This is a genomic window from Vicinamibacteria bacterium, assembly GCA_035570235.1.
GTDB lineage: Bacteria > Acidobacteriota > Vicinamibacteria > Fen-336 > Fen-336 > DATMML01.
This window is the reverse complement of the sequence record DATMML010000059.1, coordinates 1-19,649: the sequence shown is the minus strand read 5'-3', so window position 1 is coordinate 19,649 and position 19,649 is coordinate 1. Positions and strand designations below refer to the sequence as shown.

General features: G+C 67.5%; 12 protein-coding genes. 8 read left to right on the top strand and 4 right to left on the bottom strand.

All coding sequences use genetic code 11. From position 1 onward, the window contains the following. Positions 1-38: 38 nt before the first annotated feature. Together VN461_10745 and VN461_10740 are read right to left on the bottom strand one after the other, a co-directional pair. Positions 39-1,163, bottom strand: a complete 1,125-nt coding sequence (locus VN461_10745; GenBank protein HXB55253.1) for a type IV pilus twitching motility protein PilT — start codon at positions 1,161-1,163, stop codon at positions 39-41. A gap of 52 nt (positions 1,164-1,215) precedes the next feature. Further along, positions 1,216-3,078 (bottom strand): ATPase, T2SS/T4P/T4SS family, encoded by a 1,863-nt coding sequence (locus VN461_10740; GenBank protein HXB55252.1) that lies wholly within the window; start codon positions 3,076-3,078, stop codon positions 1,216-1,218. A gap of 223 nt (positions 3,079-3,301) precedes the next feature. Here VN461_10740 and VN461_10735 point away from each other — a divergent pair, with 223 nt between their 5' ends. The 7 genes from VN461_10735 to VN461_10705 all read left to right on the top strand — a co-directional run bounded on the left by VN461_10735 (position 3,302) and on the right by VN461_10705 (position 12,818). Continuing rightward, entirely contained in the window at positions 3,302-6,526 is a 3,225-nt protein-coding gene (locus tag VN461_10735; GenBank protein ID HXB55251.1) for a fused MFS/spermidine synthase, read from the top strand. A gap of 260 nt (positions 6,527-6,786) precedes the next feature. Then, complete coding sequence (locus VN461_10730) at positions 6,787-7,449, top strand: tetratricopeptide repeat protein (protein HXB55250.1); 663 nt, start codon at positions 6,787-6,789, stop codon at positions 7,447-7,449. Between the two features lie 65 nt (positions 7,450-7,514). Beyond that, on the top strand, positions 7,515-8,519 hold the full coding sequence (locus tag VN461_10725; protein HXB55249.1) for a hypothetical protein: 1,005 nt from the start codon (positions 7,515-7,517) through the stop codon (positions 8,517-8,519). Positions 8,520-8,546: 27 nt separating this feature from the next. Beyond that, on the top strand, positions 8,547-10,346 hold the full coding sequence (locus VN461_10720) for an acyltransferase family protein (GenBank protein ID HXB55248.1): 1,800 nt from the start codon (positions 8,547-8,549) through the stop codon (positions 10,344-10,346). Between the two features lie 62 nt (positions 10,347-10,408). Beyond that, positions 10,409-11,551 carry a dTDP-4-amino-4,6-dideoxygalactose transaminase gene (gene rffA, locus VN461_10715; GenBank protein HXB55247.1) on the top strand — a complete coding sequence of 381 codons (1,143 nt, stop codon included), beginning with the start codon at positions 10,409-10,411 and terminating at the stop codon, positions 11,549-11,551. 2 nt (positions 11,552-11,553) lie between these two features. Next, positions 11,554-12,282, top strand: coding sequence for a glycosyltransferase (locus VN461_10710; protein ID HXB55246.1), 729 nt, complete (start codon positions 11,554-11,556; stop codon positions 12,280-12,282). Further along, positions 12,279-12,818, top strand: coding sequence for an acyltransferase (locus VN461_10705; GenBank protein ID HXB55245.1), 540 nt, complete (start codon positions 12,279-12,281; stop codon positions 12,816-12,818). Before VN461_10710 ends, VN461_10705 begins: the two co-directional genes overlap by 4 nt. A 58-nt stretch (positions 12,819-12,876) precedes the next feature. Here the strand turns inward: VN461_10705 and VN461_10700 are convergent, their stop codons facing one another. Next, the gene (locus tag VN461_10700; GenBank protein HXB55244.1) at positions 12,877-16,008 is read right to left on the bottom strand and encodes a fused MFS/spermidine synthase; all 3,132 of its coding nucleotides are present in this window, start codon (positions 16,006-16,008) and stop codon (positions 12,877-12,879) included. 151 nt (positions 16,009-16,159) lie between these two features. On the opposite strand from VN461_10700, the gene VN461_10695 reads away from it, so the two are divergent. After that, positions 16,160-18,511 (top strand): hypothetical protein, encoded by a 2,352-nt coding sequence (locus tag VN461_10695; GenBank protein HXB55243.1) that lies wholly within the window; start codon positions 16,160-16,162, stop codon positions 18,509-18,511. On the opposite strand, the gene VN461_10690 is transcribed toward VN461_10695, so the two are convergent. After that, positions 18,454-19,649: hypothetical protein (locus VN461_10690; protein HXB55242.1), on the bottom strand; the 1,196-nt coding region annotated here is incomplete at its 5' end. The genes VN461_10695 and VN461_10690 overlap by 58 nt on opposite strands.

Sequence of the window (19,649 nt, the reverse complement as noted above, 5' to 3'; positions counted from 1 at the left end):
AGGGTGTCGCGCGCCATTGACCGCGGGCCCACGGGCCCTCATCGGGCCCCCGGCCGCACGGGTGGACGGCCCCCGCTTTGGGGCGTGGCCAGGCCGGCACCGCGGTTGATCATGTCCTGGAGCTCGTCCGCCATTGAGCTCATCCCCAGCGCGGTCTGGAGGCTGATCTGTTTGGCAAAGTAGAGGCTGGCCAGACTCTGGTTGAAGGTCTGCATCCCGTACTTCTCTTGGCCCGTCTGCATGGTGGAGTAGATCTGGTGGATCTTGTCTTCCCGGATCAGGTTCCGGATGGCGGCGTTGGGGATCATGATCTCCAAGGCCAGGCAGCGCCCGGTTCCGCTCGCCCTCGGGAGCAGGGCCTGGCACATGATTCCTTCCAGGACCAGCGAGAGCTGGGCTCGGATCTGGGACTGTTGATGGGCGGGAAAGACGTCCACGATGCGGTTGATGGTCTGGGCCGCGGAGTTCGTGTGCAGGGTGGCGAACGTGAGGTGGCCGGTCTCCGCGATACGCAGGGCGGCTTCGATGGTTTCCAGGTCCCGCATCTCACCGATCAGGACCACGTCGGGGTCCTCCCGGAGCGCCGCCCGCAACGCGTTGGAAAAGGAGTGGGTGTCCGCGTGGAGCTCCCGCTGGTTCACCAGGCACTTCTTGTGGGCGTGGAGGTACTCGATTGGGTCTTCCACGGTGATCATGTGCTCGTGGCGCTCAGCGTTGATCTTGTCCAGCATGGAGGCAAGGGTGGTGGACTTGCCGGAGCCGGTGGGGCCGGTCACGAGCACGAGACCGCGCGGCTTGTCACAGATTCCGGCCACCACCGGAGGCAGGCCCAAATCCTTGAAGCCGCGGATCTCGTAGGGGATCGTTCGGTAGCAGGCGGCCACCGCGCCCCGCTGCATGAAGACGTTGGCCCGGAAGCGGGCCAGCCCCTTGATGCCGAAGCTGAAGTCGAGTTCTAGGCTCTCCTCAAAACGATGCTTCTGGGCGTCGGTGAGCACGCTGTACGCAAGCTGCTTGGTCTCCACCGCCGTCAAGGGAGGGAGGTCCATGGGCCGCAACTTGCCGTCCACCCTGATCTGGGGGGGTGAGTTGGTGGTCACGTGCAGGTCCGTCCCTTGCATCTCCGTCATGCTCTTGAGCAGCTGATGAAGACTGACCGCCACTATGAACCCCCCTCGTGCGCGGCCGCCGGCACCGCGCCTTTCGAGACACCCGTTAGAGCACGGTCTCCCGGAGCACTTCCTCTATGGTCGTGATCCCGGCTCTGATCTTCTCGAGGCCGCTCTGGCGCAGGGTGAGCATCCCCTCCTCGAGGGCCTTGCGCTTGATCTCCACCGCCGTCGCGCCCACCATGATGAGGTCGCGGATTCCTTCCGAGATCTCCATGACCTCGTAGAGACCGACCCGGCCCTTGTAGCCCGTCCCGTTGCAGACCCCGCATCCCCGGCCCTTGTACAGCTTGAAGGCACCCACCTGCTCGGGGCTGAAGCCCACTTCGATCAGCGTCTTGGAGGGGATGTCCGTGACCTCGCCCTTGCAGTTGTTGCAGACCCGGCGGATGAGGCGCTGGGCCTGGATGAGGTTCACCGCCGTTCCCACCAGGAAGGGCTCGATGCCCATGTTCACGAGACGGGAGACGGTGGAGGGCGCGTCGTTGGTGTGCAGGGTGGAGAGCACCAAGTGGCCGGTGAGGGCGGCCTTGACCGCAATCTCCGCCGTCTCGTAGTCCCGGATCTCCCCTACCAGGATGATGTTGGGATCCTGGCGGAGGAAGGACCTCAGGGCGGCGGCGAAGTTGAGGCCTATGTTGTCGCGGATCTGGACTTGGTTGATGCCGGGCAGGTTGAACTCTACCGGATCCTCGGCGGTCATGATGTTGGTGTCGGGCTTGTTCAGGGCGGCGATGGCGGAGTAGAGCGTGTTGGTCTTGCCGGATCCGGTGGGGCCGGTGACGAGCACGATCCCGTAGGGCTTCGCGATGGCCTTCTTGAACCTGTCCAGGGAATCCGTTTCGAAGCCCAGCTTGGTCATGTCCAGCATGAGCTTGGTGCGGTCGAGAAGGCGCAGGACGATCTTCTCGCCCCAGAGGGTGGGTAGGCTGGAAACCCGGAAGTCCAAGTCCCGGCTCCGGTCCTCGACCTTCATCTTGATCTTGATGCGGCCGTCCTGGGGCAGGCGCTTCTCCGAGATGTCGAGCTTGGCCATGATCTTGATGCGCGAGATCAGGGGATCCTTCAGCTTCATGGGCAAGGCCATGACGTTGTAGAGGACGCCATCGATCCGGAACCGTACCCGGAACTCCTTCTCGTAGGGCTCGATGTGGATGTCCGAAGCCCCCCGCTTCAGGGAGTCTATGAGGAGAACGTTGCTGAGCTTGATGACAGGGGCCGCCTCCGAGGACTTGGCGAGGTTCCCGAGGTCGATCTCGTCGTCCTCGGTCTTCACCGTCTCCACGTCCGCCTCCGCATCCGCCATGGAGTCGAGGTCCACTTCGGACAGACCGACCGAGGCCATGTCGTCCATGGTGAGGCCGGGGCTGTCCATCACGTCCTTCAGACTGGGCGTGTTCCCGCCCAGCATGGGGTAGCCGCCGCCCCCGCCCCCACCCCCGCCCCCGCCCCCACCTGCCTCCCGCCGCAGCTCCAGCGAGCGGGTCGAGCCGTAATACTTCTCGATCGCCTCGTCGAGGGAGGTCTCGGAGGCCACCACCGGCTCCACGTTGTACCCCGTCATGAACTTGATGTCGTCCATGGCGAAGACGTTGGTGGGGTCGGCCATGGCAATGGTGAGGGTGGCCCCGGAGCGAGAAAGGGGAAGGATCTGGTATTTCCGGGAAGTCTCCGCAGGAATGATCTTTATGATGGCGGGGTCCACCTCGAAATGATCCAGATTGATGGAGGGGACTCCGTACTGGCGCGAGAGCAGGCTCGTGATCTCCTCGTCCTTGACGTAGCCGAGGGACACGAAGGCTTTGCCGAGCTTGCCCCCGTTCATTTTCTGGTGACCGAGCGCTTCCTGGAGCTGCTGCGGTGTGACCATGTTCTCCTTCAGCAGCAATTCGCCGAGCTTAACGGGCATCAGACCTTTCCGGAAAACCTAAGCGTCTCTAGCACTTAGTCGGGTGATGCTAACAGCGCGCCTGCCGCCCTGTCAAGTCTTGCCGGGCCCCTCGCCGGGCCTCGAGGGCCCGGGAGGCGCCCTAGGGCTTCCGGGGCCGGGGGTGCTTCTGTGGTAGTCTACTCGCGCCCGTCCCCTTCCCGAGCGTGGGTGAGGTAGCCAGGATGTTCGTCGACCAACCGGCATGACCTCGGCGGCCTGGCGGGTCGCTCCCCTCCTGTTCCTGTCCGGCCTGTGCGCCCTCGTCTATCAGATTGCCTGGCTCCGGGAGTTCCGGCTTATCTTTGGGGCGTCGACGGCGGCCTCGGCCGCCGTGCTCGCGATCTTCATCGGGGGCCTGGGGCTGGGGGGCCTGCTTCTGGGTCGCCTCGCGGATCGCCACCCCCGACCGCTCTGGCTTTATGCCCGCCTAGAGACCCTCGTGGCCCTGTCCAGCGCCGTCACCCCGGGTCTCTTTTGGCTGGTCCGCCAGGCCTACGTCCGCCTGGGGGGCACCTTGGCCCTGAGCGTTTGGGGGGGGACGGCGGTCCGATTGGCCCTCGCCGGCCTCGTGCTCGCCATACCCACCCTCCTCATGGGAGGAACCCTCCCCGCCGCCGCCCGCAGCGTTGCCACTGCCAAGGATGAGGGGCGCCTGAGCCTGGCCCTGCTCTATGGTGTGAATACCCTGGGCGCGGTCGCCGGATGCTTCATCGCGACCTTCCTCATGCTTGAAGTCTTCGGCACCCGCTCGACACTCTGGCTGGCCTGCCTCGTCAACCTGGCGGTAGCGGTGCTCGCCCGGCAAGTGGCCAGGACGCAACCGCCCGAGGGCGCCTTTTCCGAGCGTGAGGAGGTCCCTCTGCTCCCCCCCGCCCCGGTCGGGTTCGTCCTGACCGCGGCGGCGGTGGTCGGCTTCGCGTTCTTCCTGATGGAACTCGTCTGGTACCGGATGCTCGGTCCCATCCTCGGGGGTAGCGTCTACACCTTCGGGCTCATCCTGGCCGTGGCTCTCCTCGGCATCGGTCTGGGAGGAACGGCCTACTCCCTCCTGGGCCGCGCGGGGCCCGCCACGCTGGTCGGGTTTGCCTACACCTGCGTCCTGGAAGCCCTCTGTCTGGCCCTGCCCTACGCCTTGGGCGACCGAGTGGCTATTCTGGCCCTTCTCCTCCGCCCTCTGGGCGCAGTGGCCCTGTTCTGGGGCCAGGTCCTCGCCTGGAGCGTGATCTGCCTGCTCGTGGTGATGCCCGCAGCCTTCGTGGCCGGGATCCAGTTTCCGATGCTGGTGGCCCTCTTGGGCAAGGGGAAGAAGGACGTCGCCCGGCAGATCGGTTTGGCGTATGCGTGGAACACGATGGGCGCCATTGCCGGCTCTCTAGCCGGCGGCTTCGGGCTGGTCCCCCTCCTTTCGGCACCCGGAGCCTGGCGCGCCACGGCCGCAGGCTTGGGAGCCTTCGGCCTCGTGGCCGTCGGCGTCGCGGCGCGAAAGGAAGGCGATCGACGGCGCCTCCTGATCCCGGTGACCCTCGCCATCCTCGTGGGCGTGATGCTCCAGGGAAGGGGCCCCACGGCGGCGTGGCGCCATAGCGGCATCGGCGTCGGACGGAGCCTCCAGACATTTGACTCCCCCAACGAGCTCCACCGGTGGCTCAATTACCAGCGCCGCATGGTGCTGTGGGAGGCAGACGGGGTCGAGAGCAGCGTGGCCCTCGAGGCCGGGAATCCCGGCCTCGCCTTCGTGATCAACGGGAAAGTCGACGGCAACGCGCGGGGCGATGCCCCGACCACCGTGATGAGCGCCATGGTGGGGGCTCTGCTGCATCCCCGCCCCCGGCGATCGATGGTCATCGGGCTCGGAACGGGCGAGACCGCCGGCTGGCTGGCTGTCGTGCCGAGCATGGAGCGAACCGACGTGGTGGAGCTCGAGCCCCGCCTCCTGGACGTGGCCCGTGCCTGCCGCGTGGCGAACCAAGACCTGATGGCAAATCCCAGGGTCCACATAACCGTTGGCGACGCTCGCGAGACCCTCCTCGTGTCTCGGGAAAAGTATGACCTCGTGTTCTCCGAGCCGTCGAACCCGTACCGAGCGGGCATCGCGAGCCTATTCACGAGGGAGTACTACGACGCCATCTCGCGCCGCATGGACGAGGAGAGCATCTTTCTCCAGTGGGTCCAAGCCTACGACGTGGACGCCAGAACCGTACGAACGATCTACGCCACCCTCACCTCTGTCTTCCCCCAGGTGGAGACTTGGCAGGTCGGCGGAGCTGACTTGCTGCTCGTGGCTTCCAAGAAGCCCTTGGTCTATGACGCCGCCTCCCTCCGGCAACGCCTCGCGCAAGAGCCCTACCGGTCGGCCGTGCGGTCTACCTGGCGCGTCACCGACCTGGAGGGCTGGCTTTCCTTCTTCGTGGCCACCTCCTCCTTTGCCCGCTCCGCCGCGGCCGGCGCGCACGATCTGATCAACACCGACGACCTGAACCACGTCGAGTTCGGCTTTGCGCGCACCGTGGGGCGAGCGGGCCTCTTCAGCATCAACGAGCTCAGAGACCTCGCGCGCGCCCGGGACGAGGATCGGCCCGAGGTCGGAGGCGGAGTGGACTGGCAGAGGGTGGAAGACGCTCGGCTCGCCTTCTATCCGCGGCCGGGCCAGGCTCCCTTCATCCAGGGCCGGCTCAGCGCGGAGCAGCGGCGCTTGGCGACGGCTCTTGCTCACTATCAGGGGGGTGACATGACCTCCGCCCTGGCATCCTGGCGGGCCACGGGACGCGACCCGCGGTCCCCCGACGAGCTGGCCCTGGTGGCGAGCGGCCTGGCGGAGGCGGCAGACGATGGAGCTCTCCCCTACATTGCGGGCCTTCGGGCCTTTCAGCCCGTGGAGGCCGATGGCATCCTGGCCCGTCTTCTGGCGCGACAGGGCCGCGGGGAGGAGGCGACGCGGGCCCTAGAAGCGGCCCTAGGGCGATTCCATGAAGACCCCTGGGCGTCGCCCGTGCTCACCGTCGCCTCCCTGCGGTTGGCCACCGAGGTAGGGAGCCAGGATCCCGCTCTTGCCTCGCGTTTGTTCCAGAGGGTCCGGGAGCCCTTCGCGCTCTATGCCGACGAAGACGACCGCCTGCCGACCATGGCTGCGCTCCTTTCTCGCCTGAGCCTGACCTCCAGCTGTGCGGAAGCACTCCGGCCTCTCGAACCTCATGTCCTCTGGAACCTGAATTGGCTCCTGCTGCGCCGCGACTGCTATGCCGCCACCCGGGATCCTCTGGCTCGAGAGGCGGGCATCGACCTCGCGGAGTACCTGCGTTATGAGCCTGTGAAGTTCGCCATCGACCGCGTTCAAGGAGCAAGCGGGCCGGGAGCGAGTCCCCTCCCCACCGAGCGGCGCGAGTTGCCGGCCGACAGCGGCGGGAGTCCGGCGGACGCCCGTCGCTGAGCGCGTCCTTCAGCGGACAGTTGCGGATGGTCGGGCCGAGGCTCTCGACCCCGATCCGCGCGCCCATCCGCGACCGCGGCGCGCCAGATCTTCTCCGGAGCCCGCCTCTCTGAACCTCCGCTTAGTTCGCTAGCATCGTCCGACGGTCCACAGGCGGCGGGGACGCGTGCGCGCCGCCGACCACCGCCGGCCAAGCGCCCGCCTTCCCCTCAAGCACGATATACTCGAAAAGCAAGACGGGTAGACTTAAGGGGATCTCGTTGAGACTAGCCTGGTCGACCCTTTGGGCGCGCGCGACCGAGCCTTGGCGAGCGGGCGCCTCCAACCGACACGGGGTCTACGATCTCCTCTTCGTGCTTGGCCTCGCCGCCCTCGGCTGGTCATTCTTGGTGGGGACACGTGAGTTGGTGGCCGCAGGGGGTCTTCCTGAGTTTCTGCCCAACCCGCTCGCTCAAGCGAGCCGCCTAGCCGAGCGCGGCCTGCTCGACCGCGCGGTGGGCCAGGGCCGCATGGCAACCCTCATCGACCCCTCGTCTCCGACTACTTGGTACACATTGGGCCAGTTCCTCACCAAAACCGGCCGCTACGATGACGCGGAGCAGGCTCTTGAGCGCGCCCTCGCAATCGACCCCGGGCTCGCGGAGGCCTGGATCGCTTGGGGCGATATCGCCCTGGACCGGGATCGCCCGCACGAAGCCGTAGAGCGCTATTCGAAGGCCGTCGCCCGAGAGCCGCGAAACGTGGCCGCCCACAACGGCCTCGGCATCGCCCTGGACTCTCTGGGCCAGTTGGACCTCGCGATCGATCACTTCGCGACCGCCGCAGCCGCGACTAGCGATCCTGCCATCCGCGCCAACCTGGAGCGCGCGAGGGCGAGGCGGCTCCAAGGCACGGCCAGCCCCCTCTCCACTCCCCAACCCTAACGATGGCCACTGCCATAGAACCCGGTCAGGGGAAGCGCTGGCCCCTCCAGTTGGGGCGCACCTTCGTGCATCCTCTTTTTGACTATCTTGTGATCGCGGGCGGCTTGAGCCTCCTGGTGACGGCGGCGGTGTTCTGGGGGGTCCCCGGCTTCGCGTGGGGAGGGTCCACGGTGACCCTGCTCGCGGTGCTGGTCCTCGTCTCGAACTCCGCTCATTTCGCGGCCTCGACGGTGCGGCTCTATACCAAGCCGGGCGCATTCCGGGACCTGCCCTTTCTGACCCTGGGTCTGCCCATCGTGACGGTGGCAATACTGACCCTGACCATCGCCTTCGCTCCCCTGCTCGGGCGCCACCTCCAGGCGCTCTACTTGACCTGGTCGCCGTACCACTACGCCGCCCAGGCCTACGGCCTGGCCGCGATGTACTGCTATCGGTCCGGCTGCCGGCTGGAGGGGGGAGACAAGATATTGCTGCGCTTGGCTTGCCTCGCCCCGTTCCTTCATTCTTTTCTAGGGTCTCCGAGTATCGGCATCGAATGGTTCGTCCCCGCCTCCGCCCTGGGCGCCCCGGCGGTGGCGGCCACGCGCGAGGTGCTCGTGCGCGGATTGGCGACGGCGAGCCTGGCCTTGCCGGCGGTCTGGTTCGTTGTCATGGGCTCCCGGGGTAGAGCCGTTCCCGCGATCAGTTTGCTGGTCGTCCTCACGAATGGAGTGTGGTGGATCGCCCTCAACTACGTCCACGCCTTCTTCTGGGCCACGGTCTTCCATGGCCTGCAATACCTGGCGATCGTGATCATCTTCCACGTCCGTGACCGGGAGCGCCTGCCTGGGAACCTCCACGGCTGGGCATACCACTCCGCCCTGTTTTATTTCGCCTGCCTCCTTCTCGGATTTCTCCTCTTCCAGGTCTGGCCGTTCGCCTACGTGGCTGCCGGGTTCGGGTGGGCCGAGAGCCTTCTCCTCGTGACGGCCGTGATCAACATCCATCACTTCGTCGTCGACGCCTACATTTGGCGGCTACGGCGCGACCCGAATTATCGGATCGTCACGGAGACCGCGCCGGCGACTTGACGGCCCTCCCGCTCTGCATCCCGCCCCATGTCGGATAGCGCGGGGCCGAGACCCGCCACCGGGGGCGACTACCGACCATCGCTGGACGGTCTGCGCGCGATCGCCATCCTGATGGTCATCGCCTATCACGACTACGCGCTCAGGGGGGGCTTTCTCGGCGTCGACGTGTTCTTCGTCTTGAGCGGCTTCCTCATTACGTCCATCCTGCTTCGGGAATGGGCCACCTCGGGATCGATTCAGCTTCCGAGGTTCTACCTCCGTCGCTTCCTCCGGCTGGCCCCGGCCCTGTGCCTCTTTGTCTTCGTGGTCTGGGCCGTGACCCACTGGATCCAGCCAGGGCTGTCTGGGCTACTCAGCGGGCGGTGGGCGGTCCTGGCCCTCCTCTACATCTCGAATGTGGCCATCGCCTTCGGGCGCGAGTACCCCCTGGGGGAAGTTTCGATCTGCTGGTCCCTGGCCCTCGAGGAACAGTTCTACCTCCTCTGGCCACTGAGTCTGCGGACGCTCCTCCGTCGGCGTCTTTCCCGGAATGCCATCGCATTGATCCTTGCGGCATTCGTGGCCGGCGCCCTCGGGCTCCGCTACCTACTCCTAGCCAGTCATCCGGGGGACCCCGGCCTGTGGCTTCGCGTCTATTTCGGCCCCGACACGCGGGGGGACGGGTTGCTGATGGGCTGCATGCTGGCGCTGCTCTTCCGCCATCCGCCCTCCGGTCGTCTGGCCTCGGCGACGGTGTTGGGCGGGGCGGCCGGCGCCGGGGTCCTGGCCTACCTCGCCTTCACCCGGGACATCGCGGACTTCGTGGCGCACCCCCTTCTCTTCTCGGTGAGCGCTGCCGCCGCCGTCCTCGTTATCTTGGGCGCCCTCACCCCTGGCCTCCTGAAGCGAGCGCTCGAGCTGCCGCTTCTCGTCTGGGTCGGCCAGCTCTCTTACAGCCTGTACCTGTGGCACTCCGTGAGCATCAGCATCCTCGTGCGTGAGGGCCCGATGCGCCAACACGCCCTCATGTTCGGTCTGGCCGCGGCCTCCCACTACTTGCTCGAGCGCCCGGTTCTTGACCTCAACCGTCGATTCGGAGCCTTGCGACGCCCGCATCCGCGGTTCTTTCCGAAGCGCGGGGCGGATCCCGCCGAGCCTCGGCGGGACGACAGAGGCCCGCTCCTACCCCTCGCGGCGGGAACTTTGGGGCTGGGCGTGGCCCTGGCTCTGGGGTTCGTTCGTTTCAGCGGGCGCCCGTTGCCGGGCCTCGAACTGAGCCCCTTGGTGCAGGCCCGCGAGCGGATGGATGACGGTGAGAACGCCCGCGCGGTTATGCTCTATCGTGCGGCCGTGTCCCTTGATCCCGGCGACGGGAGCGTGTTTGCGGAGATGGCGGATGCGATGTCCCGGGCGGGTGATGCCGCCGGAGCGGTCGCCGCCTCGCGCCGCGCCCTGCTTGGACGCCCACGGGATCCGATGCGCCACGTCGGGCTGGGACGCGCGCTGGCCGCGGCGGGCAGTCGCGAAGAAGCCCGCGGCTCGTTCCTCCGAGCCCTTGCGCTCGATCCGCGCCAGGCGGACGCCCACCTCGGACTGGGATCGCTGGCCTTGGATCAGGAGCAGCTAAGGGAGGCCATCCAGGAGCTCTCGCTCTCGGTTGCCCTCCGCCCGGAAAACGCGGTGGCTCAGAGCGAGCTGGGCGTAGCCCTCGCCCTCGCCGGTGACTTCGGAGAGGCCATTCGGCATTTCTCATTGTCCCTTGCCCTCCGGCCCGACCCCGCGGTGGAGGCAAACCTCGAACGGGCTCGGCGTGATCTTGCGGGGCCGCGCGCGTCACCATCGCCCTAGACAAGCGACACCCAAGTCCTCGCTTGACCCGCGGGAGGGGCGCGCCAAGAATACCAATGAACATGAGTCGCTCCGGCTCTGGTGTGGCCTTCCACGCTCCTTGGTTCGACGAGTCCGAGGAGCAGCGCGTCCTCCAGGCTTTGGGCGGCCGCATCGCCGGTGACGGGCCGTTCTGCCGCCGGGTCGAAGAGCGGCTGGCCCGGCTCTTGGGGGCTCGGCGCGTCCTCCTCACCACATCCTGTACCCACGCCCTCGAGCTCGCCCTCCTGGCCTTGGGCATTGGTCGCGGTCAGGAGGTCATCTGTCCCTCCTTCACTTTCGTCTCCACCGCCAACGCCATACTCCGGGTAGGGGCGAGGCCCGTGTTCGCCGACATCGAGGACCGCACCCTGGGCCTCGACCCGGGGGATCTAGAACGCCGCCTCAGCCCCCGCACCGCCGCTGTCCTTCCCGTGCACTACGCCGGCGTCGCTCCCGATATGGATGCCATTCTCGCCCTTGCCCGCGCTCACCGCCTGCGGGTGGTGGAGGATGCGGCGCAGGCCCTGGGGGCGTCATTCCGGGGCAAGGCCTTGGGAACTCTGGGTGACGCGGGCTGCTTGAGCTTTCACGAAACCAAGAACATCACCTGCGGAGAGGGCGGGGCCCTGGTCCTCGACGAGGCCGAGACGGCGGCGCGGGCGGAGATCATCCGGGAGAAGGGCACGAACCGGAGCGCTTTCCTGCGCGGCGAGGTCGACAAGTACACCTGGGTCGCGGAAGGGAGTAGCTACATCCTCTCCGAGGTGCTGGCCGCTCTCCTGGATGCCCAGTTGGACAAGTTCGCCGAGATCCAGGCCCGACGAGCCAAAGTGGCCGCTCGCTACCAGGCCGGCCTCGAGACTTGGGCCCGCTCGCACGGCGTTCGGCTTCCCACCCCGGTCCCCGAGCGCCAGGGCAACCATCACATCTTCTACCTGCTCTTTCCCGACGAGGCGAGCCGAGACGCGTGCCTGCAGGCTCTGCGCGCGGGGGGTGTGATGGCGTCCTTTCACTACGTGCCCCTCCACTCTTCGCCCCATGGTCGCGCTTTGGGCTTGGACCGAGGGGACCTGCCCGTCACGGAGCGCGTAGCCGGCACCCTCCTGCGGCTGCCCCTTCACCCCCTCCTGGCGGACGAGGACGTGGACCGGGTCATCGCCGCCGTCGTCGCCAGCTCGGCCTGAGCATGGCTCTCTCCCCGAAAATCAGCGTGGTGCTGGCCTGCTACAACGAGCAAGAGACTCTGGCCGCCAACTTCATCGAGATTCGCGACACTCTGGATGGCCTTGGCCAGCCCTATGAAGTCCTCTTCGTGGACGACGTCAGCCAGGATGGAACGCGCGAGCTCATCCATTCGATTGTGAAGGATCATTCCGACCTTCAGTTTCAAGTGCTTCTGCACGAGGTCAACCAGGGCCGGGGCGCCACGGTGACCGACGGATTCCGGGCCGCGCGGGGGGAGATCGCGGGCTACCTCGACGTAGACCTCGAGGTTCACTCGCGCTACATCCCTTCTCTGGTGCGGGCCATCGAAAAGGGCGCCGACGTGGCGACGGTGCGGCGGATCTACGCCTTCCAGGTCCGCAGCCTGGACCGCTACCTCATGAGTCGCGGATATTCCTTCCTGGTGCGGCGGATGCTCGGCGTCTCCGTTCGAGATACGGAGACGGGTTACAAATTCTTCCGCCGCCTCGCCCTCCTTCCCGTTCTGGAGGAGATTCGGGACCCGGGATGGTTCTGGGACACCGAGTTCATGGTGCGTGCTCAGCGGCGGGGTCTGCGGATCGAAGAGATCCCGGGCGCCTACATCCGGCGCTTCGACAAGGCCTCGACCGTCCGCGGGTTGCACGATTCCTTTAGATACTTCGCCAAGCTCCTGTCCTTCCGACGGGAGTTGAGGGGCGCTGGGCATTGAAGGCTCTCGATGAGATCGGTTGGGCTCGGGCGACGCGGTTTGCCTTCTTCAGTGTCGCCTTCCTTCCCTACCGACTGGCCCTCTTTCCCCCCCTTAGAACCGCCTGGCTCCGCCTTCTGGGGGCAAGAATCGGGGCCCGCGTGGTCCTGCACGACGTCCGCTTCTTCAATCTCTATCGTCGCGGGATCCGTGGCTTCACGGTGGGTGACGACTGCTTTCTGGGCGGGGAGTGCTTGCTGGACCTCGCCGAGGGCATCTGCCTGGAGGATCAGGTCACCCTGGCCGAGCGGGTTCTGATCCTCACCCACACCAACGTGGGCTACCGTGACCATCCTCTCCAGCGCCACTTCCCGCCGGTGGCGGCGCCGGTCATCATCGGCCGCGGGTCTTTCCTCGGCGCCAACGTGACCGTACTGCCCGGGGTCCGCATCGGCGAGGGCTCGTTCGTGGCCGCGGGCAGTGTCGTGACCGCGGACGTGCCGGCGCACACGCTGGTGGCGGGCATACCCGCAAAGGCCCTCCGGACCCTCGAGTGATGGGCGGGCGCGCCAAGGGGCAGGGCTGGCCCGCGGCTCGGCCTCGCCCCCGGGGTGCCTAGAGCGAACCCAGCGCGCTGAGGAGGCGGGACGCCTCGGGATTGCCGCGATCCGACCGATCGGCCCGCTCCGCCAGCCGTCGCGCCTGGTCCAACCGACCCGCCTGGACCTCCAGCTTGGCCCCGAGGAGGAGAAGCCGAGCGCGCTCCCGGCCGCCCAGCCGATCCAGAACGCCCTCCGTATCCAGGGTTTTCAAACGCACGAGGGCCGGAGCCGTGGCCCCCGCCGCGGCCAGGCCCTCGAACAGCTCCAAGTGGAGCTCCTCCGCCCGGCCCGGGAACTCGATCGCACAAGCGTCAATCCTCGCTTCGAGGTCCCGTGTGGGGGGGGGAACGAGCACCGAGGCCGCCCCCCGGAGAGCCTCCGTGGCCACACGCAAGTAGTCGGCGCACAGCTTTCCCCGGCCGGCGGAGGAGGGGCGGTCGAGCTCGGCGGCCAAGGCCCGGGTTAGGTAGGCCTTGGCCACCACTTCGTCCGCCAACGGCAGCACCTGGCCGGGGTCTTCCCGGCCCTCCAAGATGGCGTTGGCGGCCAGCGATCGCGCGAGATGAGCATAGCCCAGGGAGAGCTGGCTGAAAGACGTGATGATGCGCGCCTCCTCCGGTTCGTCCAGCGGAAAGCGGCTCAGATACTCCTCCAGGAAGAGCCTTTCGTGTGCCGTGCGGTGGAGCCGCTCGTCGAGGTCGTTCTCCACCGCATAGGTGACGCCCTGAAACTGAGCCCGCGCGGCCGCAAACTCCATGCTCGGGAAAAGGTCGTGAAGAGCGGGCGCGCTGCCCGCCGGCCACCGGAGCCGAAGGGCTTGGTCGGTGGCAAGCTGGCTGGCCAGGATCACGAGGGGGTCGTCCAGAAGCGCCACCATCCCGTTGGGAGACGAGAAGCCCGATCCCGCCCGCACCTGCTTCACGCGCTCCCCGAAGGCCCGGGGCTCGAAGGGGGGCCGCTCCCGGCCGGCGAGGAGGATCAGATCCGCGTCGCTGACGATCCACGCGCTCACGAAGGGGAAGACCTCGGTCAGCGAGCGCACGACGGTCGCCACGATGCGGGGATCCCCGGAGTAGAGTTGGAGCCACTGGGCGAAGAGCCCCCCGGGCTCCAGCCGCGCGCGGACCACGGTGTAGAAGTCTTTGGTAAAGAGGGACGCCACTCCCGGGATCCATACGTTGGTGGGCTCGCTCACGATGACGTCATAGCGGTTGCGCTGGAGGAGAAGGAACTCGCGGGCGTCCAGAGGGAAAAGGTGAAAGCGAGGGTTCCTGAGCGCGCCATCGTTGATGCGCTCGAACCGCGCCGCGGCCTCGACCACCTCCGGCGAGATCTCCGCGACATCGACGCTGACCCCCGGGTGGCGAAGCACGGCCCCCACCGTGGCCCCGCTGCCGAGGCCGACCACCATCACCCGCTGGGGATGGGGGTGGAGAAACATGCCGATGTGACCGACCAGCAACTGACTGGGAAGATCGGTGACGGAGGTGGCATCCGGCTTGCCGTTGATCCGCAGGACCAGGTCGGGGGGGCCGGCGGGCACGGAAACGCTCTCCACCGTCACCGAGGCATGGGCACCGTCCCGAGCGTAGAGAACCCGCGCGCCGGCGCGGCTGGCCGTGAATGCCTCCCAGGAAGGGAAGTCATACTTGCGCTCCCAGCGGTAAAGACCGAACTGCATGAGCCGGGCGTCCCAGCTCGGATAGGACCACAGTCGGAAGGCCCCGAGCAGGATCATTCCGGCCAGGACGAGGGGCCACAGGGAAGGTCCGTCCGGCGCGGACCCGGGTCGGGCCGCCTCCACCAGGGCCCTCCATGGGGACCCTCTCCCCCCCGGACGCCAGGCCCAAAGGATGATCACCGCGAGCAAACCGGACAGGAGCGAGCCCACGATGAGGGTGCGCTCGAGGCCGAGGCGGGGCAGCAACAGAAATCCCGTCACCGCCGCCCCCGCCACGTTGCCGAGGGTGTTCGCGGAAAACACGCTCCCGACCTTGCGGCCCAAGGTCTGGAACTGGTCGATGCACACGCGGGTGGCCAGGGGTAGAGCGGCCCCCATCAGGGTGGCGGGAACGAGCATGACGATTCCCGCCCAGACGACCGCGAGCAGGAGATAGAGGGGATAGGTGTCGGGCGTACGCGCCACCGCCGAGGAAAGCCGGTAGAACGCGTAGGGTAGCGCCTGGTAGCGGGACAAGGGGATCAGCACCGCCCCCGCGATCCCGAGCTCGCAGAGGCCGAAGAGGGCGAGGGCGTTGCGGCCTTTTCGGAGCAGCCAGCCCGCCAGGGCGGCCCCGAGGGCAATGCCCGCGATGAAACCGATGAGCATGGTGCTGAAGGAGTGGACCGTCCCCCCGATGGACAGCACCAGGATCCGCACCCAGGCCAGCTCGTAGAGCATCGACAGCGCACCCGCCACGGCGATGCACCAAAACGCCGTCCGGGCCTGGATCCCGGAGTAGACCTCCCCCGCCTCCGGGGGTGAGGGCGCGGGGGGAGCGGTTGCGCTGGGGCCCCGGGCTTGCTTGTAGAGAAGGTAGCAGACTCCCCCGATCCCGATGTTCAGAAGGGAGGTGCCTACCATTCCGAACTCGAGCCCCAGGTGCTCGATCACGTAGAAGCCACCCAGCGCGCAGCCCACCACCGCGCCGGCGGTGTTGATGAAGTAGAGCCAGCTGAGACGCGCCCCCAGCCCGGCCAAGGATTCCACCGCGTACTTCACGAGCACGGGAAGGGTGCCCCCCATAAGCGCACAGGGGACAAACATCGAGGCCACTGTGAGGCCGGTCTTCAGGAAGGGATTCAGGGGCGATGTGAGGCCGGTTCGACTCCCCACCGCCAGATAGATATCGGAGAGCCAGACGAAGAGGGTGGGAAAGGTGAGACAGAGTAGCCCCACCCCCGTTTCCAGCAGGGCATAGAGAAGGAGCTTGTCCATGCCCGCCCGGTCAGAGAGGCGGCCGAAGGCCCAGTTGCCGAAGGCCAGCCCCCCCATGAAGGTGGCGAGCACGATCGTGTGCGCGAACGACGTGCCGCCCACGAAGAGGGTCAGGTACTTCGACCAGACCACCTGATAGACGAGAGCGCTAGCGCCCGAAACGAAGAAGGCGACGTAGAGGATGCTGTGCACCAGGGAGGAGCGCATCAGGCGGACGCACCTTAGCCCTCCCCTCCGGTGCTGTCAACGACTCCTCCGGCGACGCCGCCGCGCGCGGAGCCGCCTCCCATGCGATTCCAAGGGGAAGGGGTGTGGTAGCATGGAGTCCGCTCCGCGATCGCGCACCCACGGATTTTGCTTGGGCCGGCGTCCCCTCTACCTTCTCGCGCACCTGCTACCTCCGCTCTGGTTGTTCGGGGGCGGCTTGGCCCATCGGGTCCCCTACTTCCGGGACATCTCCACCTACTACTTTCCGAACTTGGTGTTCCTGGCCCGTTCCCTGAGCCAAGGAGTGTGGCCTCTCTGGAATCCCACCTCCGACGGCGGGGCGCCGTTTCTGCTGACCTATCCAATAGACCTCCTCCTCGTGCTGGGGGGGGGTGTCCGCACCGCCCTCACCCTCGGTCCGCCCCTCCACCTCTTCCTCGCCATGGCGGGGGCCTCTCTCCTGGCCCGTCGGCTGGGAGCCCGTGACTGGTCGGCGTGGGCCACGGGAGCGATCTACGGCCTGAGCGGGTTTGTCCTATCCTGCGTGAATCTGGTGCCTCTCTTGCAGGCGGCCGCCTGGGCACCCTGGGTTGTCCTGGCTTTCCTCTCCCTGCTGGCCGAGCCCTCCTGGAGGAGGGTGGCCGTGCTCGCCGCGCTGGCCGCCCTCCAGGCCAGCACCCTGGCCGTAGAGATCCAGTTCCAGACCGCGGTCGCGGCCCTCGTCCTGGCCCCGGATGGACGCTGGCTTCGGGACCGTCGGCTCGGCCGGGTGGCGGCGGCGGGGGTCCTGGCCGCCCTGATGGCCACGCCCGTCCTCCTGGGGATGCAGACCGTCCTGGAAGGGACGGCGCGGGCGGCTGGCTTCACCGCCGCCGAGGCTCTTCACTACTCGGCGGGTCCCATGGTCTTGCTCGAGGCCGTGCTGCCGAAGCTCTTCGGTGACGTTCACGCCTTCTCCGACCTGGGTTTCTGGGGCCAGCCCTTTTACACCCAGGGCTACCCCTATCTGCTCAGCCTCTACCTCGGCCCCCCCGTGCTCCTGCTGGCCGCGCGGGCGGGGAGAGCGACCCGCCTCTACCTCCTCGTGCTGCTGGGCGTGGCTTTGGGGCTGGGCGCCTACGGCCCGCTCGCCCTCCTCCCCCCTCACGCCGCTCTGCCCTTCCGCCATCCGGTGAAGTTCCTTTTCCTGGCCACCCTGGGCATCAGCCTCCTCGCCGGCCGCGCCCTCGACGTGATGGGAAGGGCGCGGGGCTTGCACTGGGCCCTTCTCCTCGTCCCCGGCCTGCTCTTGCTCTCGGCTTCGGCCGTTCTCCGGTGGTCTCCGGACGCCCCCGCGCACCTCCTGGGCACCCTCGCGCCGCTGCTGGCGGGGCCGTCTGCGCGCGGCGTCGCGGCCACGGGCTGGCCGGTCGCGTTCGAGGTCACCGGTTTCCTGTCCCTGGGCACGGGCCTTTTGCTCGGGCTGGGCGGCCGCTGGTCACGGGGCGCGGCCGGATTCGCCGTTCTCGACCTGCTGATCGTGAACGCGAGCCTCAATCCCCTGACCGAGGCATCCTTCTACGACCTCCGCCCGGAAATGAAGGGGGCGGTAGCGGAGGCCTCCGCGGAGGGTCTCTATCGCTGGTTCTCCTATGGCGTCGCCAACTCGCCCGGCCTGGCTTGGAATGCCCAGACCGCACTTCGTGGATCGGACGTTTGGCTCTACTACCTGGACCGCCAGTCGCTTCTTCCCCGTACCCACGTCCTCGACGGCCTCGAAGGAGCTTTCGATGTCGACCGCACGGGCTGGGCCCCCCAAGGCTCGACGCTTCCTGTGTCCGAGGTGTCTCCTTCATTCTTCCGCCAGCATCATGCCCGGCTCCGCCTGGCCAACGTGCGCTGGGTTCTCTCTTTTGCCCCCCTGCCTTCGGACCTGGTGTCGCTCCGCCGCACCCTGCGCTTTCCGGAGCTCAAGGAGCCTTTGCAGCTCTACGAGATCCGCGATCCCCTGCCCCGCGCCCTCTTTGTGCCCCGCCACGAGGTGGAGCTGGACACAAAGCGCCTGCGCGCGCGCGTGGAGGACCCGGCGTTTGATCCCCAGAAGGCCGTCCTCCTGGCGTCGGCTCCCCCCGCCCTGCCCGTAGCGTCGCCGCTCTTCCCCGAGAGCTCGCGCGTGGCCTACGAGCGCATCGATCCCCACACGATCAGGATCCGGTCCTCCACCCCGCCCGGCTATATCCTGGTCCTGGACGGCTATCACCCCGGTTGGAAGGCCACCTCAGAGGGGGTCCCCGTCCCCTTGCTCCGAGCCGATGACCGCGCCTGGGCGCTGCCCACCCCGGGAGGCGACCGCGTCTATCTGGTCCGCTACCACCCCTCCGGGGCCACTCTTGCCCTAGCCCTCTCCTTGAGCGCCTCCTTGGCGTCGATGCTGCTGTGGGCGAGGGGGAGGCCTGGCGGGCGGAGTCAGGACGAGCCGATCCGGGTCGGCTCGGGGGGCAGCGACCACCCGACCACGAGGTAGACGGGCACCGCCGAGAGCAGCAGCGCGCTGACTCCCCAGGTCATCGAGAGCGCCACCGCCAGGACGGGAGCGAGGACGGAGAAGGTCCCGTTAACGCCCCAGGCCCAGGGCACAAGCGCGGCCTGCTCGCCCTTCAGGTGCTCGAGCCCGGTGGGCAAGAAGGTGCCCAAGAGGGCCCCGAGGGGCGCGAGGAGGAGGCAGACGATCGCGCAGCGGAGGGGGAACGGCCAGTCCACATGCGGGAGCACTCCGGGCAGGGCGAGCTCATACTCGGCGAGGATGAGCGCCCCCACGGCATAGCCCACGAAGCGCACGTGGCCCGCCGCCCCCACGATGGCGGCGGAGTATTGGGAGCCGATCCCGCTGGAGAAGAGCAGGGCCGCCAGTACCACGGAGAGGGCGTAGTTGGGGTGGCCCAGGAACAGGCTGAACTTCTGGAGGGCGGCAATCTCGACCGCCATGTAACCGAGCCCGGCCCCCGCGAAGAAGACGCCGTAGCGCGAGACCGGGGAGCGCCGCCCCTCGATTCGGGCCAGGTGCCTTAGGGGTGCCCAGACGAAAAGAGCGGCCGCAAGCGCGATGAGGGCGAGGAGCAGGCAGAGGCCGAGTTCCATCAAAGGGACCTCGGCCCAGATGGCGGGATCGCTGGGGAAGAGGTGCCACCAGAAGGAATAGCGGAAGAAGAACGGTCGATCGTCGGTGGCGGGCGCGATATCAAAGGGGTAGGCGGAAACAAAGGCCGCTTCCTCCCCGGGCCGATTGAGAGCCAGGAATTCCTGGAACAGGCTCGGCCGGTCGGGCTCCCAGCGCGGCGCGGCGGCAATCCCGAACCGACGGCTGCCCTTTGCCCAGGCTCGGATCCGCTGCAGTTCTGGATCCGTGAAGGGGCTCCCCTTCACGAGCATGGCTACGAAGTTTCCGCTCGTAGCGGACACCATCACAATGTGGTCCGCCGGGCGAGAGGCGCCCCTCCGCCGCAGGGCCCCCACCGCGGTCGTGAGGGCCTTCAGCATCTCGCGGGGCGGAGAGTACTCGGGGCGCATCATGTTCATGACCCCGCCTTCGGTCAGGCGGGACAGGTAAAGATCGAAAGCCTCGGCGGTGTAGAGATAGTTCTCGGTGAAGACGTGGGCCGCGG